Origin of the sequence: Flavobacterium ichthyis (assembly GCF_009915155.1) — a bacterium.
GTDB classification, from domain to species: Bacteria; Bacteroidota; Bacteroidia; order Flavobacteriales; family Flavobacteriaceae; genus Flavobacterium; species Flavobacterium ichthyis.
Map to the genome: position 1 here is coordinate 154,546 of NZ_JAABLM010000008.1, position 16,422 is coordinate 170,967.

A 16,422-nucleotide genomic window follows, 5' to 3' on the forward strand; every position below is an offset into this window, starting at 1 on the left:
TACTAAGTTGCAAAGTTTTGAGTTGTAAAGTTACAAAGTTGGAATGATTTGCGTTCAAAAAGTTATTCCTCCAAAAAATTTTCATCTTTAAAACCAATCAAATATAATTTTTCTTTGGCACGTGTAATCGCAGTGTAAAGCCAGCGAACATAATCTCTGTCGATGCCATTTGGCAAAAAAGGTTGCTCGACAAATACGGTATTCCATTGTCCACCTTGACTTTTATGACACGTCATGGCGTAAGAAAATTTTACTTGCAAAGCATTGAAATACGGATTTTGTTTCACTTTTTGAAATTTCCTGAAATTAGAAGTTTCATCTTGATAATCCAGCATTACTTCTTGATACAAACGGTTCGATTCGTCGTAAGTTAATGAAGCCGATTCGCTGGTTAAAGTATCTAAAATAATAACAGTTTCAAACGGAATTTGGTTGGGATAATCTACCATTCTTACTTTTACGGTGGCAAATTTAAAACTGTATAATTCCTGCATTTTATAGATTTCCAAAATTTCAATAATATCACCATTGGCAATAAAATCAGTTTCTTTAGAATCTTTGAGCCAAAAATAATTATTTTTTACCACCATCAAAAAATCCCCCGCCGAAAGTTCGCTGTCTTTGTCCAAAATTCGGGTTCTGATTTGATGGTTGTAAGCATTTGCCCGTTTGTTAGACCGCACAATAAAAGCGGTTTCTTCTAAACCATAATTGCTGTAAGACGAATGAATGGCATCTTGAATATCGTAACCATCCACCAACCGAACAATATCTTTGAAAGGTTTTAAATTAAATTGGAAATCTTCATAAAAATCTTCGTCTAATCGCTCGCGCAATTCGGTTGCGTTGAACAGAATTCCTGAGCTTTCCTCCTGCCGCATCACTTCGTCAAATTCAATGTGGGAAATTTCCATATCGTAATTTCGCGAAAGCAAATTAATATCCAAAGCAGGCGAAATCTCAAGGTTTACGGGAGGTAATTGTGCGGTATCTCCCAACAAAATCATCTTACAATTTTGTCCGGAATATACATAATAAATAAGGTCGTCGAGCAAAGATCCGTTTTCGTACATCGCGTTTTCGCTTTGCGAATCAGAAATCATCGAGGATTCATCTACTATAAAAACGGTGTTTTTGTGCTTGTTGGTTTGCGTAGTAAAACTCACACCTCCGGCTTTATTTTTGGGAAAATAAATTTTTTTATGAATTGTATGAGCTGGTTTTTGTGAATAATTAGCGATTACTTTTGCGGCTCTTCCGGTTGGTGCAAGCAACACATATTTTTTTTTGATTTCGATTAAATTGTTAACTAAAGTAGAAATGACGGTGGTTTTCCCGGTTCCGGCATAACCTTTTAATACAAAAATTTCGTCCTGCTTCCCATTGGTTAAAAACTCGGAAACTTTTTGAAAAAAAATATCTTGCTTGACGGTTGGCTGAAACGGAAATTTTGACCGAAGTGTTTTATAAAAAAAAGCTGCGTTCATCATTTACATTTCGTCTTCACCTCCAAAATCGGTTTCGTCGTCAGGCTCATTTTCAAATTCAAAAAAAGAAAAATACGAACCGCCATAATTTTTTTCAAATGAAAAATTCGCCATGTGTTTCAATGGGGTGTATTTAGAATGTTCGATAACCATCATGCCTTCTTCGTCCAGCAGATTTTTTTCGAAAACCAAATTCACAATTTTATCAAAATCTTTTTGTTCCAATCCATAAGGTGGATCGGCAAAAATAATGTCATATTGAGAATTGGCTTTTTCCAAAAATTGAAAAACATTCGATTTTATGGCAGAAATATTAAAGTCAAATTCATCAGCAGTTTGTTTGATAAATTTTACGCAACCAAAATCGGCATCAACGGAAGTAATGTTTTCGCTTCCCCGCGAAGCAAATTCGTAGCTGATGTTTCCGGTTCCGGCAAAAAGATCGAGAATTTTTAATCCAGAAAAATTAAAATAATTGTTCAAAATATTAAAAAGTGCTTCTTTGCTCATGTCGGTCGTGGGACGAACGGGCAAATTTTTGGGTGGCGAAATTCTTCTGCCTTTGTATTTTCCGGAAATAATTCTCATTAGGTATTGAACAAAATAAAGTGTTTCAAATTTTCTTCGCTAGAAAAATTGTTGTGTTTTTGGGTGTGAAAAATATTGATTAAAGAAACATTTCGTACATATTTATAGGCAATTTTATACAAATTATCGTTTTCACTAATTTGTCCCAAAAGTGTCAATTTAAACGTTTCCGGATTTAACAGAAGTTGTTCTGCTGTAAATAATATGTAGTAAATAAAATCTTCCTTGGTTTGATAATCGAATGAATTGAACACGAGCAATTTTTGATTTTCAATTACGGCAATTTCAAAATGATCTTTACCTATATGAACGAACATTTGTTTTTCGGAAGTATTTTTAGAAATTTCCATCAACTTGGTCACCAAAATACTGTTGACATGAAAATATTCAAAAGTTTCAAATTGATCTAACAAATAATTATTGAAATTCACATACGGAATGTAAACATTTACCATTTCAAAAGCGTCTAATTCATCATGAGCAAAAAAATCTGACTCAAAGACCTTAGTATTGTATTGTAAGTAATTCCCAGAATAATTCTCGTCAAAAAGCGGTTTCGGTACAAAAGTCGAAAGATTATTTTCGTGAATTACCAACACTTCATCGTAAGTAGCCGTTAATTCATCATATTCTAAAAAGGCTTTTTTATAATAATCTTCTACCCTTGCGGATTTATGATATTGTGCAAAATCTACTTCGTAAACAAAATTTATATTTTTTGTTAACGTATCAATTCCACAAAACGAAAAACCGTTCAGGCTAACCTGAATCACAAGTTTTTTATATTTTTTTTCTGTAATGTCAGTCACTTTAAGGTAACAGATTTAATGTTTAAGGTCGAAGATTAACTTAATATGTTTTGCAATTATTCAAAAAAAAAAAAAACAGACCTATAAGCCGGGTTCTGTAAACAATAAATTGTTCCCTTATCATTTATCTAGGTTCTAAATTACTTTAGAACTCAATCTACCTACCCTTCGGCAAAGAACGAGTAATTCTTCCCCGCCAAAACGGGAGCCGATATACTTGGTATTTCACCGCATAGAGTTTACCTGGTTTCACTACAGCATTACCTGTACATACTTTCTGTTGCACTTGTCCTCTTCGCCGTGACGAATGACGGGCGTTACCCGCTATGCTACTCTGTGGTGCCCGGACTTTCCTCCCCCATAATTGGCGGCGATAAGGCGGTCTGCTTTTGCAAAAATACTACTAATTTTTTTAAAAAAATAATTCTGTATTTCTACGATGATATAAAATTGTAGCGAAATAATATAATGCTTAAGCACGATAATTTGACTAATTTTCTTTTTATAAAAACTAACTTTAAAATTAAGAAATCATGGACACTCAAATGTATCACTACGCAACAGTATCTAAAGCATTACAGGAACTTAAAGACAAAGGTTTTACGGTAGATTTTAATCTTGAGGCTGACAGAATCAAAAGCTGTAAAGACTGTTTTGAAATTGTTCATATTTATAGATATGAAGGTGCAACAGATCCAGGAGACGAAGCTACAGTTTACGGTATTAAATCTGATAAAGGAGAAAAAGGCGTTTATGTTTCGGGCGATTTAGCTTTTTCGGAAGATGAAGCGGCTAAAACCCTACATGAATTGGTAATTCAAGGAAGACAAAATAATTAATAGTTAGGAGTTTTTAGTTTGGAGTTAGAACTTTAAACTTTAAACTTGAAACCTTTCATTTTAGATATGAATCGTCTTGAAGCGAAACTTTTAAAAATAGGAAATGACCCGAAAATTACTGCCAAAGCTGTAGGATTAAGATATTATCCTGCAAATGGGAAAGGTTTTTTTCGGGTTAAAAAAAATGGTAATTTTTCTTATTTAGACGAAAATAATAAAATAGTTTCCGATAAAAATACTTTAGACCGTTTTCAAAAATTAGTGATTCCACCAGCCTGGGAACAAGTTTGGATTTGTCCATATGAAAATGGGCATTTACAAGTTACTGGTATTGATGCCAAAGGCAGAAAACAATATCGGTATCACCCAAATTGGAACAAGATTAGAAATCAATCGAAATTTTTTAGACTTCGTCGTTTTGCCGAAGCGCTTCCCACTATTCGTTGTCAGGTTGAAAAAGATTTGAATAGAAAAGGACTTCCATATGAAAAAGTTGTGGCACTTGTTGTTAAATTAATCGAAGTTACTAATATTCGCATTGGTAATGATGCCTATAAAAAATTATATGGTTCATTTGGACTCACTACTCTTCGTGATAAGCACGTAAAGTTTGACAAATCTACTATAATGTTCGACTTTGTAGGCAAAAAAGGCGTCAAACACAAAATCAGTTTACAAAGTAAAAAATTAGCAAATTTGGTTAAAAAATGTAAAGAAATTCCCGGTCAAGAATTATTTCAATATTATGATGACGATGGAAAACACCATTCCATTGGTTCCGGTGATGTTAATCATTATTTAAAAGAAATTACTGGCGAAGATTTTACGGCAAAAGATTTTCGGGTTTGGGCTGGAAGTGTGAATGCAATGTTTGCTTTTCAAGAAATCGGGCCGTTCGAAACTCAAACGGATTGCAAAAGAAAAATTGTGGAAGTAATTGATTCAGTTTGTCAAAAATTAGGAAATACACGAACCGTTTGCCGAAAATATTATATTCATCCTACTGTGATTTCAGCTTATGAAAAAGGAATCATCCACGATTATAAGTTAAAAGCCAATAAAAAAAATAATAAACTAAATCCGGAAGAAGAAGCCTTTATTAGGTTGCTAAAAAAAGAAACTATTGCGGAAGTGGCTGGATAAAAAATCTTAGGTAAAAAAGCTTTTTTCTTTTTATAGCTGAAATTTTCCAATTATATTTGTCGTCCAGCAAAATTCTATGGAACACTTCGTTGTATCAGCCAGAAAATATCGTCCGCAAACTTTTAAAGATGTCGTGGGGCAACAAGCCATTACGAATACTTTACTAAATGCAATAGAAAATAATCATCTTGCTCAAGCCCTATTATTTACAGGCCCGAGAGGAGTTGGAAAAACAACGTGTGCCCGTATTTTAGCCCGAAAAATTAATCAAGAAGGTTATGATGATCCAACTGAGGATTTTGCTTTTAACGTGTTTGAACTCGATGCCGCTTCTAATAATTCCGTAGAAGACATCCGAAATTTAATAGACCAAGTAAGAATTCCGCCGCAAACCGGAAAATACAAAGTGTATATTATTGATGAGGTTCACATGTTGTCAACGGCTGCTTTTAATGCTTTTTTGAAAACATTAGAAGAACCGCCGAAACACGCCATTTTTATTTTGGCAACGACCGAAAAACATAAAATCATTCCTACTATTTTATCGCGTTGTCAGATTTTTGATTTTAAACGAATTACCGTTAAAGATGCAAAAGATCATTTGGCGGAAGTAGCCACTAGTCAAGGAATTAATTTTGAAGATGATGCTTTGCATATCATTGCCCAAAAAGCTGATGGAGCCATGCGTGACGCGTTATCGATTTTTGATCGTGTGGTGAGTTTTTCAGGAAAAAATTTAACCCGCCAAGCCGTAACCGAAAACTTAAATGTACTCGATTACGAAACCTACCTTAATATAACCGATTTAATTTTAGAAAATAAAATCCCGGAAATATTAATTGCTTATAACGAAATTTTAGCCAAAGGTTTTGACGGACATCATTTCATTGCCGGTTTGGCATCGCATTTTCGAAATCTTTTAGTTGCCAAAACACCAAGCACTTTAGAACTTCTTGAAGCTGGCGAACAAGCCCAAAAATTGTATGCTACGCAAACATTGAAAGCGTCTCACGAATTTTTATTACAAGGAATTGACCTGGCAAATAATTGCGATTTAAAATTTAAAACCAGCCAAAATCAAAGGTTACTGGTAGAACTTTGCCTGATGCAATTGGCCTCCATCAATTACGATGGAGAAAAAAAAAAGTTGACGGCTTTATAATTCCAGCGCAATATTTTTATGGCAGAATGTTAGACATTGCCGTAAAATCTCCTGAAGTGGTTATAGTTGAAACACCACAAAACACCACTATCTCGCCAGAAAATAAAAATCCGGAAATTAGTATTGCTAACTTTTCTGTAGAAGAACCTAAAAATATTCCGGTTGAAACTATTTCAGGAAATTCAGTAAAAGTTTCAGCTTTATCCCTTTCGAGCATTAAGGCAAAACGTGAAATGGAAAAAGCCAATAGTGCAATTGTCCGTCACGATAAAGAACTTCCAAAAGAGCCTTTTTCTGAAACCGATATGCTGTTACAATGGAATAAATATGCTCATAAACTGGCAGACAAAGGTCAGAAAATTTTAGAATCATTAATGACAATTAATGACCCTGTTCTTAGAGGGACAACAATTATTTATGAATTGCCAAATGAGGGTTCTAAAATTGAATTTGAATCAGCAAAACACGATTTATTGGGACATCTTCGTGGAAAATTACACAACTATGACATTGATATTGAGGTAATTGTAAATGAAGCCGTTGAAAACAAATTTGCTTTCACACCGCAAGATAAATATAACAGGTTGAACGAAATTAATCCTAATTTAGATTTGCTTCGTAAAACTTTTGACCTTGATTTTTAAATCAATTATTTCTCTACATAAGTTCCGGTGCTTCCAGTTTGCAAGTTTTTAATTTCCAAGGTTCGCGTTCCCGCCCAAAAATTATTTTCTACCTTTATAATTAATGCTCTGGGAATTTCGTTTACATAAAGCGTATCGTTATAAAGTTTAGCTTCTTCTTTTGAAATATGAACAACATCACCTAAAACTGGTTTACTCGAAGCTTTCCAGAAATTTCCGGGTTCGTTAAAAGGAGTTTTGTTTGGAAAAACATACACGTACAATAATGCCAAAATCAATACCGATAAGGCAATCAAACTGTATTTTAGGTTTTTATTTTTCATAGATTTTAATTTTTTAAAATTAAATTTTATTGTAATACATGGCTTTTACAATTCCATCGGAAAGACCTATTTTAGGCACATAAACATTTCTTGCGCCACTCCATTTCATTGCGTTAATGTACACTCTTAAGGCAGGAATTATTACATCGGCTCGATCGGCATTTAAGCCTAATTCGGCGATTCTTTGTTCATAAGTCATGGCATTTAGAGCCGTATATTGCGAATTAAGATACATTAATGACAATGGTTTTTCTTGGGTTTTGCCCGAAAGTTTAAAAATTTTATTGATGTTTCCACCCGAACCAATCATATTAATTACTTCAAAATCTGCGGTAATGTTTTTAATCCATTTTTCGATTTCTTGCCAAACTATGTCGTTAACCATATTGTTGAGCAAACGAACCGTTCCTACTTTAAAAGATTTTGAAGTAATAATTTTTCCTTCGTTGAATAATGAAAATTCTGTGCTTCCGCCACCAACATCTACGTATAAATAAGTTTCATTGCTTTTTATTAAGTGATGCAAATCGCTTGAAGCGATTATAGCGGCTTCTTTTTTGCCGTCAATAATGTCAATTTTTATTTCGGCTTTTTTCTTGATAAGTTCCACTACTTCTTTGCCGTTGTATGCTTCTCGCATTGCCGATGTGGCGCAAGCCATATATTTTTCCACTTTGTGAACACGCATGAGTAGTTTGAATGCTTTCATGGCATCAATCATTCGGGAAATATTTTCTTCGGAAATTTCACCTACGGTAAATGCATCTTGTCCTAACCTAATGGGTACTCGAACTAGGGAACTTTTGCTGAATTGGGTTTCTTTACCTTCTTGTTCTACGATGTTACTGATGAGCAATCTCATGGCGTTTGAACCAATATCGATAGCGGCATATTTTTTTATTGTGAGCATTTTTTTTTCTTTTTAGTAGGTTTTTGATTGGTAGTAGTTTTTTTTTCGGACCCCGGATAGTAGCGGAAATCCTTTTTGTAAAAAAAAATTATTTTTTTCTTGTGCTTGCAGAGCGACCAGCGGAAGCTCCTGCAGGTGCTTAGAAAAATTTTTTTTTTACAAAAAGATTGAAGCGGATAGCCGGAATTGGGCCCATAAAAATTTTATAAATGTTGGGGATCGATAACGGTAATTTTATTTCGATAATAGTTATAGGTTTCAATTTGTGCTCTGAAAACGGCGTTTTTACCGCGAAGTCGGTATTTATTGTCTAATTTTTCGGAGTGATAACGGGCTTTTACGTTTCCTTTCCAGCCGATGTTGAAAGTTTCGATGAGTTCTTTTTTAATATTTTCGTCGTAAATTGGGCAGGTTACTTCTACTCTTGCGTCGATGTTTCGGGTCATGAAATCTGCGGAGGAAATGAAAACTTCGGGATTATTATTGTTTCCAAAAATGTAAACGCGGGAATGTTCGAGGTAGTTGTCCACGATGCTAACGGCTTCGATATTTTCGGACATTCCGGGAACGCCTGGAATTAGTGAGCAGATGCCGCGAACTACTAATCGAATTTTTACTCCGGCATTGCTGGCATCGTATAGTTTGGCAATCATATCATAGTCCGAAAGGCTATTCATTTTTAGATTGATGTAGGCAGGAATATTTTTTTTTGCGTTTTCGATTTCGCGGTCGATTAATTTTTCGAACTTGGTTCTTGTGTAATGTGGGGAAACGATTAGGTGTTTATAGCGATGAACTCTGTAATTAATGTCAAAAAAATCAAATATTTTTGATACGTCTTTTAGTATTTTAGAGTGGCTGGTAAAGAGGGTGACATCAGTATAAATTCTGGCGGTAGCTTCGTTAAAATTTCCTGTGGAAATCAGTCCGTATCGTTTTATTTTGCCTTCTTCGAGACGTTCTATTAAACATATTTTACTGTGCACTTTTAATCCTTTTACGCCAAATATGAGTTCGATTCCTTCGGTTTGCATTTGTTCTGCATACGAAATATTGCTGGCTTCGTCGAACCTTGCTTGAAGTTCGATCTGAACGGTGACTTTTTTTCCGTTTTTAGCTGCATTGATGAGCGAACTGACAATTTGGGAATTTTTTGCTAAACGATACAGGGTAATTTTGATGGACATTACCTTTGGATCGAGTGCTGCTTCGCGTAAAAATTTGATGAGGTAGGAAAATGACTGATAAGGTGCGTTGACTAAAAAATCTTTTTTGGCAATTTTATCGAGCATCGATCCTTCAAGGCTTAGGCCATCAACTGGAAGTGGAATATTGGGTTGGTACAACAAATCAGTTCTTCCCAAACTTGGAAAATCCATGTAGTCTCTACGGTTGTGGTATCTTCCGCCTGGAATAATGGAATCTGTGGAGTCGATTCCCATTTTATTTAGGAAAAATTTGAGGGTGTCTTTTTCAATTGATTGATCGTAAACGAAACGAACGGGTTCGCCAATTCTTCTATCTTTTACGCTAGAAGATATTTTTTCCATCAAACTTTTACTTAAATCACTGTCGATGTCGAGCTGTGCATCTCGAGTGATTTTTATCATGTGTGCCGAAATACTTTGGTAATCGAATATATTAAAGATACTATTTAGGTTGTATCGTATAACGTCGTCTAGCAAAATCACAAACTTTTTTTTATCTCTTGATGGAAGTACTACGAAACGGTTGATTGTTTTGGGTATTTCGATAATTGCGTAACGGGTGTCTTTCTTTTCTTTCTTTATTTTTAAAATGGTGTCGTTAACTACGATTTTTGTAGTAGCTTTTGGTTTTGTCATTACTAATTTTACAGCCAAATATCCCGAAGTATCTTTTAATAACGGAAATTCGGCTAAGTCGTTTAGTATAATGGTTACTAATGCAGGACTAACCTTTTGGATAAAGAAATCTTTGATGTAATTTGCTTGTTCGGGAGAAATTTCATTTTCATTAATAATAAAAATGTTTTCTTTTTCAAGTTCGCTTTCTATGTTACTTAAAATGCGTAAACTTTCGGATTGTTGTTGTATTACAATTTCGGTAATTTCTTTAATGAGTTGTTGTGCGGAAATACCACCTAAAAGTTTTTCACCAGAAATCCCAGCATTGCTAAGTCTTCGGATGGCAGCAAATCGCACCCGAAAGAATTCGTCAAGATTATTTGAAAAAATTCCTAAAAATCTTAATCGGTCTAATAGTGGTACATCTTTGTCAGCAGCTTCTTGTAAAACTCGTGCGTTGAAAGCAAGCCAGCTTTTTTCTCTGTCAATGTATCTATACTCGGTTGATTGAATCATAATATTTTAAATCTTTCGGAAAAATTACTTTCTGGATTTTACCGTTTTCAATAGTTTGCCAAGAATTTTCTTCGAAATTAATGGATACACATCCACACGTTGGAACGTTTTCGATAAAATTGTTTCCAAATTTATTAACAAAATTTGTTATAGCATCGTTATGTCCAAAAAGAATAATGTTATCATATCTATCTTCACACGATTTAACAAATTTTTCTAATTGCAAATGGTCAAAAGTGTATAAATCATCTGAAAAGATAATGCTTTCAATAGGACAAGAAAAAATTTGCGTAAATATCATTGCCGTTTCGGTCGCACGTTTTGCGGTGCTACTATATATTGTAAAAGTCTTTGGTAAAAATAACTGAATTTCTTCGGCTATTTTATGTGCGTCTAAAATGCCTCTGCTTGATAATGGTCTTTGTTTGTCTAAATGTTGGGTAGCCCAACTAGACTTTGCATGTCTAATTAAGGTAATCGTTTTCATGATTTGAGTGGTTTTAGTTGAGGAAATTATTTACAAATCACAAACAAAGTACAAAAAAAAGTTTAATTCATAGATTTTTTTCACACTTTTATCGAAAAATCGCTGTAAATTTTATTTTTTGTCTAAAAATTGAAATAAATTTGAATTACTTATTTTAAAATTATGTTATAATTTCCAATAGTATAATATTAATGACCAAAATTAAATACCATTTTAAGAATCTTTTGGTTATTTATATTGTTCACAAATGTGTTTCATTTTCTATTTTTTTGTTATAATTTCTTTAACATAAAAAAAAGAATACCTACCGAATTATATTGCAATATATCTAAAAAATAGGTTTAAAAAGAGCGAAATATTCATTTAAACGACTTTTTAGGTTATTTGCAGATAAAATTCGTTATGTGAAACTGCTAATCCTACATTTGCTGCCAAGAGTATCAAAGTCCCCCACTTTCGTCTCTACTCCATTTTTGTTTTTTTAAGTACCAACTAACCAAAAATTAACTTGTATGTTTAGTAAACGTGCCAAGGGCTTGAACATTGTGTTCAATTCCTTAATTATTATGTTTTTATTTGCCTTTGTTCAAAGTGGTTTTGGACAAACTGCTCCAAGTATGGAGGATTCTGTGAAAGAAAGAAGTGCAAAAGCTAACATTCTGTACCCTGAATTTGCTAATAAATCTAAAAAAAGTTCCGACCTCAATTACCAAAGCTATGCGATTGCCGGTTCCATTTCAGTGGCGGAAAATGCAACGTACAATGCTTATTCTCCTGAACAATTGGTAAAAAATTTATTTGTTACAGGCTGTTTACAAGCAAGTAATGTGAGGTTTGGTTATTACCGCTATGACAACAATAATTGGGCAAACCACACATGGAGTTCCACTCCAGGTAATCGCCAATTAGCACATTTTACGAAAGCGACTTCAACATTTGGGATACAAGAAGGTTTGTTACTCACTACCGGATTGGCATCTTCTGCAATGGGACCTAATAATTCGGGCTCACGCTCTGACGAAATGGTGGCTAATGCCTCTGATCCTGATTTACGAACAATTTCTGGAAGAAGAATTTATGATGCTTCTGTCTTAGAATTTGATTTTGTTCCAGCAGGAAATACTTTGGAATTTAAATATGTATTTTCTTCTGAAGAATATATTGAATATTGTGAAACTCAATTTAATGATGCTTTTGGATTTTTTCTTTCAGGACCTGGAATTAGCGGACCGTATCAAAATAACGCTGTAAATCTTGCAACTCTTCCCAATACAAATATTCCAATTTCAGTAAATACCATACATCCATCTGGAACAAATGTAAATAATACAACCTTCCCAGCTGAAAATTCCCAATATTATGTAAACAATCCAGCTGGATCTTTGACCACCCAATTTGACGGAAATACGGTTATCTTAACGGCAACATATCCTGTTAACAGCTGCGCAACTTATCGAATAAAATTAGCTGTAGGAGATGCATCTGACCAAAAATGGGACGCTGGTGTGTTTTTAGCAGCGAGAAGTTTTAATGCTGAAAATATTGCGCTTACTAATTTTGGAAATAACGTTTCTGGAGAAAACAATGTTTTTGAAGGCTGTAATAATAAGTTTAGAGTTCAAAGATTAGGTACAGATTTGTCCGCTCCATTGACTGTAAATTTATTACTATCTGGAACTTTTACTAACGGTGTTGATATCCAAACTACCGGAGGTGCTCCTTTTCCTACGTCAGTAACTATTCCGGCTGGTCAATCGTTTGTAGACATTCCTTACACGGCTATTGCCGATGGAATTTCGGATAACGGTGAAACATTTATAGTGAGAACAATTACGAGTTGTCCTTGTTCACCAGAAGAAATTTTCGTTGAGAGTGTCATTAATATTTATGAAAGAAATTATATTATTACTGTAACTCCTGCAAATGCGCAATGTAACGGACAAAGCAATGGAACTTTGACGGTAAATGTTGCAGGTGGTTCTGGAAGTTATCTATATTCAATTAATAATGGAGCAACTTGGCAAAGTTTAAATAACTTTACCAATCTTGCTCCAGGAAATTATACTGTTACGGTTCAAGATCCTGGAAGTTGTTTAGGAAATTTGACTCGTTCAGCAACCATCGGGAATCCGGCTCCAATTGTAGCAAATGCTGGTTCGGATGTTACCATTTGTTCTGGTGGAAATACGCAACTTTCCGCTTCAGGAGGAGTTTCGTATAGTTGGAGTCCTTCCACTGGATTAAATTTCAATAATATTGCAAATCCTATTGCATCGCCAACAACTACCACAACCTATACAGTTACAGTAACCAATGCTAACGGACAATGTGCTTCTACTGATCAGGTAGTTGTAAATGTTGGAACAGCTCCAACAGCGCCAACATCTGCTAACGTGAATCGCAATAATTTCTGTGCTTCAGATTCAGGAAACATTATCTTGTCAGCAACTGGAGGCTCAGGAACAAATCTCCGATGGTTTACCGGAAGTTGTGGCGGAACACTTATTGGTACAGGAAATAATTTATCGATTCCTTCCCCAACTATTTCAACAACATATTTTGTTCGCTGGGAAAATGCTTGTGGTATTTCGACTTGCGCTACAGTAAATGTAAACGTGAATCAGCCAGTTACTTTAACAGGACCTCCGAATAAGACGCTCGCTGGTTGTAATGAAAACAGCATTACTGATTTTGCTTTTAATACAAATATCACTTCAATTACCTTAGCACAATTTTTAAGTGCTGGAGGAACAACCTCAAACTCAGCGGTTGCACATACAATTACGTATAACGACACAAAAACTGGCTCGTGCCCGACAGTAGTTACCCGAACATTCAATGTTGTGACTGATTGTGTGACCCAAAGTTTTACGCAAACATTCACAATTAATGATTTATCGGCTCCAACTTTCAACGAAACCCTACCAATAGATTTGACCGTTTCTTGTGATGCAATTCCGGTTGCAGCAACGCTTTCAGCTTCAGATAATTGTGGAACGGCTTCGGTAACTTTTGAAGAAACCAGAACCAACGGAACTTGCGCTGGAAATTATTCATTATCAAGAACTTGGACAGCAACAGACCTTTGTGGTAATTCGGTTTCGCATACGCAAATTGTAACCGTGGAAGACAATTCGGCTCCAACTTTCAACGAAACTTTACCAATAGATTTAACCGTTTCTTGTGATGCAATTCCTACAATTCCAACATTAACGGCTTCGGATAATTGTGGCACTGCAAATGTAACTTTTGAAGAAGTAAGAACTAACGGAACTTGCGCTGGAAATTATTCATTATCAAGAACTTGGACAGCAACAGACCTTTGTGGCAATACGGTTTCGCATACGCAAATTGTAACCGTGGAAGACAATTCAATTCCTACTTTCAACGAAACTTTACCAATAGATTTAACCGTTTCTTGTGATGCAATTCCGGTTGCGGCAACACTTTCAGCTTCTGATAATTGTGGAACAGCTTCGGTAACTTTTGAAGAAGTTCGAAATAACGGCACTTGCGCTGGAAATTATTCATTATCAAGAACTTGGACAGCAACAGACCTTTGTGGTAATTCGGTTTCGCATACGCAAATTGTAACCGTGGAAGACAATTCGGCTCCAACTTTCAACGAAACTTTACCAATAGATTTAACCGTTTCTTGTGATGCAATTCCTACAATTCCAACATTAACGGCTTCGGATAATTGTGGCACTGCAAATGTAACTTTTGAAGAAGTAAGAACTAACGGAACTTGCGCTGGAAATTATTCATTATCAAGAACTTGGACAGCAACAGACCTTTGTGGCAATACGGTTTCGCATACGCAAATTGTAACCGTGGAAGACAATTCAATTCCTACTTTCAACGAAACTTTACCAATAGATTTAACCGTTTCTTGTGATGCGATTCCTACAATTCCAACATTAACGGCTTCGGATAATTGTGGAACGGCTTCGGTAACTTTTGAAGAAACCAGAACCAACGGAACTTGCGCTGGAAATTATTCATTATCAAGAACTTGGACAGCAACAGACCTTTGTGGCAATACGGTTTCGCATACGCAAATTGTAACCGTGGAAGACAATTCGGCTCCAACTTTCAACGAAACTTTACCAATAGATTTAACCGTTTCTTGTGATGCAATTCCTACCATTCCAACATTAACGGCTTCGGATAATTGTGGAACGGCTTCGGTGACTTTTGAAGAAGTAAGAACCAACGGCACTTGCGCTGGAAATTATTCATTATCAAGAACTTGGACAGCAACAGATCTTTGTGGCAATACGGTTTCGCATACGCAAATTGTAACCGTGGAAGACAATTCGGCTCCATCATTTAATGAAACTTTACCAATAGATTTAACCGTTTCTTGTGATGCAGTTCCGGTTGCGGCAACGCTTTCAGCTTCGGATAATTGTGGAACAGCTTCGGTAACTTTTGAAGAAGTTCGAACTAACGGAACTTGCGCTGGAAATTATTCATTATCAAGAACTTGGACAGCAACAGACCTTTGTGGCAATACGGTTTCGCATACGCAAATTGTGACTGTGGAAGACAATTCGGCTCCAATAACTAATACCCAATTTGATCCTAAAATAGATGTGATTTGTGAGGAAATTCCGGCAGCTCCAGAATTAATCTTTACTGACACCTGTTCTACAAATATCAATACGACATTCACCGAAGAAATTCAGAATGAAACAGAATCATCATATACCATTTTAAGAACTTGGATTGCCATTGATGAATGTGGAAATAGCAACACCATTACACAAACAATTAATGTTTCTGTAAATGGTGCAACTCAAACTTTTGAAGCAGAACTTTGTATTGAAGATTCGAGCGTAGATTTATTTACTTATTTAGGTAGCGAAGTTGAACTTACCGGAAATTGGATAGACACTGATAACTCGGGCGGTTTAAACGGAAGTGTTTTTACACCATCTCAAACTACCATTGGAAACTATAACCTAACCTACATTGTAGAAAATGGCGCTTGTCCACGAACTTATCAAGTAAATATGAATGTTAATGATGAATGTGTTGTTTTACCAATTTGTACTATCGAAATTTTTAATGCAATTACTCCAAATAATGATGGATTTAATGACGAATTTGTTATTTCTGGAATTGAATGTTATCCAGATAATTCTGTTCAAATTTTCAACAGATGGGGCTTAAAAGTTTGGGAAACCAAAGGTTATGACAACAATACAAAGGTTTTCCGAGGTTATTCTGAAGGAAGAACAACCTTTAATGAAAACGCTGGTCTTTCTGCAGGTACCTACTTCTATGTTTTAGAATATAAGTTAGAAAATGGTTCTACTGAGAAACGAGACGGATACCTTTATATCAACCGATAATTGAATAAAAACCCCACAACAATGAAAACGAAAATAATCACATTCTTGATATTTGCAGGCTTCTCCCCCGCTTTCGCCCAGCAAGATGCACAGTACACACAATACATGTACAACACCATCAATATTAATCCGGCTTATGCGGGAAGTCGCGGTGCGATGAGTTTTTTCGGGTTGCACAGAACCCAATGGGTTGGCCTCGACGGTGCTCCAACCACTAACGCCTTTTCGATGAACACCCCAATTAACAACACTAATTTAGGGCTTGGACTTTCCTTTGTCAACGATAGAATTGGTCCAACAGACGAAAACGCAATTTCGGCAGATATTT

13 protein-coding genes and 1 other RNA gene are annotated in these 16,422 nt (G+C 35.3%); 6 read left to right on the forward strand and 8 right to left on the reverse strand.

Going from position 1 to position 16,422, the window contains the following annotated elements:
• Nucleotides 1–62: 62 nt before the first annotated feature.
• The 4 genes from GV828_RS08400 to rnpB form a co-directional block, all read right to left on the reverse strand.
• Nucleotides 63–1,487 (reverse strand): ATP-dependent DNA helicase, encoded by a 1,425-nt coding sequence (locus GV828_RS08400; protein WP_166537052.1) that lies wholly within the window; start codon nt 1,485–1,487, stop codon nt 63–65.
• A gap of 3 nt (nt 1,488–1,490) precedes the next feature.
• Entirely contained in the window at nt 1,491–2,075 is a 585-nt protein-coding gene (gene rsmD, locus GV828_RS08405; RefSeq protein ID WP_166537037.1) for a 16S rRNA (guanine(966)-N(2))-methyltransferase RsmD, read from the reverse strand.
• The gene (locus GV828_RS08410; RefSeq protein WP_317163816.1) at nt 2,075–2,884 is read right to left on the reverse strand and encodes a DUF3822 family protein; all 810 of its coding nucleotides are present in this window, start codon (nt 2,882–2,884) and stop codon (nt 2,075–2,077) included. Before GV828_RS08410 ends, rsmD begins: the two co-directional genes overlap by 1 nt.
• Before the next feature lie 68 nt (nt 2,885–2,952).
• An RNA gene (gene rnpB, locus GV828_RS08415) (RNase P RNA component class A) lies at nt 2,953–3,274 on the reverse strand.
• A 143-nt stretch (nt 3,275–3,417) separates the two neighbouring features.
• On the opposite strand from rnpB, the gene GV828_RS08420 reads away from it, so the two are divergent.
• The 4 genes from GV828_RS08420 (at nt 3,418) to GV828_RS08435 (ending at nt 6,672) form a co-directional block, all read left to right on the forward strand.
• The gene (locus GV828_RS08420; protein WP_166537038.1) at nt 3,418–3,723 is read left to right on the forward strand and encodes a hypothetical protein; all 306 of its coding nucleotides are present in this window, start codon (nt 3,418–3,420) and stop codon (nt 3,721–3,723) included.
• A 66-nt stretch (nt 3,724–3,789) separates the two neighbouring features.
• Nucleotides 3,790–4,866 (forward strand): DNA topoisomerase IB, encoded by a 1,077-nt coding sequence (locus GV828_RS08425; protein WP_166537039.1) that lies wholly within the window; start codon nt 3,790–3,792, stop codon nt 4,864–4,866.
• Between the two features lie 76 nt (nt 4,867–4,942).
• Nucleotides 4,943–6,028, forward strand: coding sequence for a DNA polymerase III subunit gamma/tau (gene dnaX / locus GV828_RS08430; RefSeq protein WP_166537040.1), 1,086 nt, complete (start codon nt 4,943–4,945; stop codon nt 6,026–6,028).
• Between the two features lie 26 nt (nt 6,029–6,054).
• Nucleotides 6,055–6,672, forward strand: coding sequence for a DNA polymerase III subunit gamma/tau (locus GV828_RS08435; protein ID WP_235935437.1), 618 nt, complete (start codon nt 6,055–6,057; stop codon nt 6,670–6,672).
• 5 nt (nt 6,673–6,677) lie between these two features.
• On the opposite strand, the gene GV828_RS08440 is transcribed toward GV828_RS08435, so the two are convergent.
• The 4 genes from GV828_RS08440 to GV828_RS08455 form a co-directional block, all read right to left on the reverse strand.
• Nucleotides 6,678–6,995, reverse strand: a complete 318-nt coding sequence (locus GV828_RS08440) for a hypothetical protein (protein ID WP_166537041.1) — start codon at nt 6,993–6,995, stop codon at nt 6,678–6,680.
• 19 nt (nt 6,996–7,014) lie between these two features.
• Nucleotides 7,015–7,905, reverse strand: coding sequence for a Ppx/GppA phosphatase family protein (locus GV828_RS08445; RefSeq protein ID WP_166537042.1), 891 nt, complete (start codon nt 7,903–7,905; stop codon nt 7,015–7,017).
• Between the two features lie 203 nt (nt 7,906–8,108).
• Nucleotides 8,109–10,247: a polyphosphate kinase 1 gene (ppk1, locus tag GV828_RS08450; protein ID WP_166537043.1), complete on the reverse strand. Its 2,139-nt coding sequence runs from the start codon at nt 10,245–10,247 to the stop codon at nt 8,109–8,111.
• The gene (locus GV828_RS08455) at nt 10,225–10,734 is read right to left on the reverse strand and encodes a SixA phosphatase family protein (RefSeq protein WP_166537044.1); all 510 of its coding nucleotides are present in this window, start codon (nt 10,732–10,734) and stop codon (nt 10,225–10,227) included. The genes ppk1 and GV828_RS08455 overlap by 23 nt, the downstream gene beginning before the upstream one ends.
• A gap of 512 nt (nt 10,735–11,246) precedes the next feature.
• Here GV828_RS08455 and GV828_RS08460 point away from each other — a divergent pair.
• Together GV828_RS08460 and GV828_RS08465 are read left to right on the forward strand one after the other, a co-directional pair.
• Nucleotides 11,247–16,094, forward strand: coding sequence for a choice-of-anchor L domain-containing protein (locus tag GV828_RS08460; protein ID WP_166537045.1), 4,848 nt, complete (start codon nt 11,247–11,249; stop codon nt 16,092–16,094).
• Between the two features lie 21 nt (nt 16,095–16,115).
• Nucleotides 16,116–16,422, forward strand: a 307-nt coding sequence (locus GV828_RS08465) for a PorP/SprF family type IX secretion system membrane protein (protein WP_166537046.1), incomplete at its 3' end; no start/stop codon positions are given.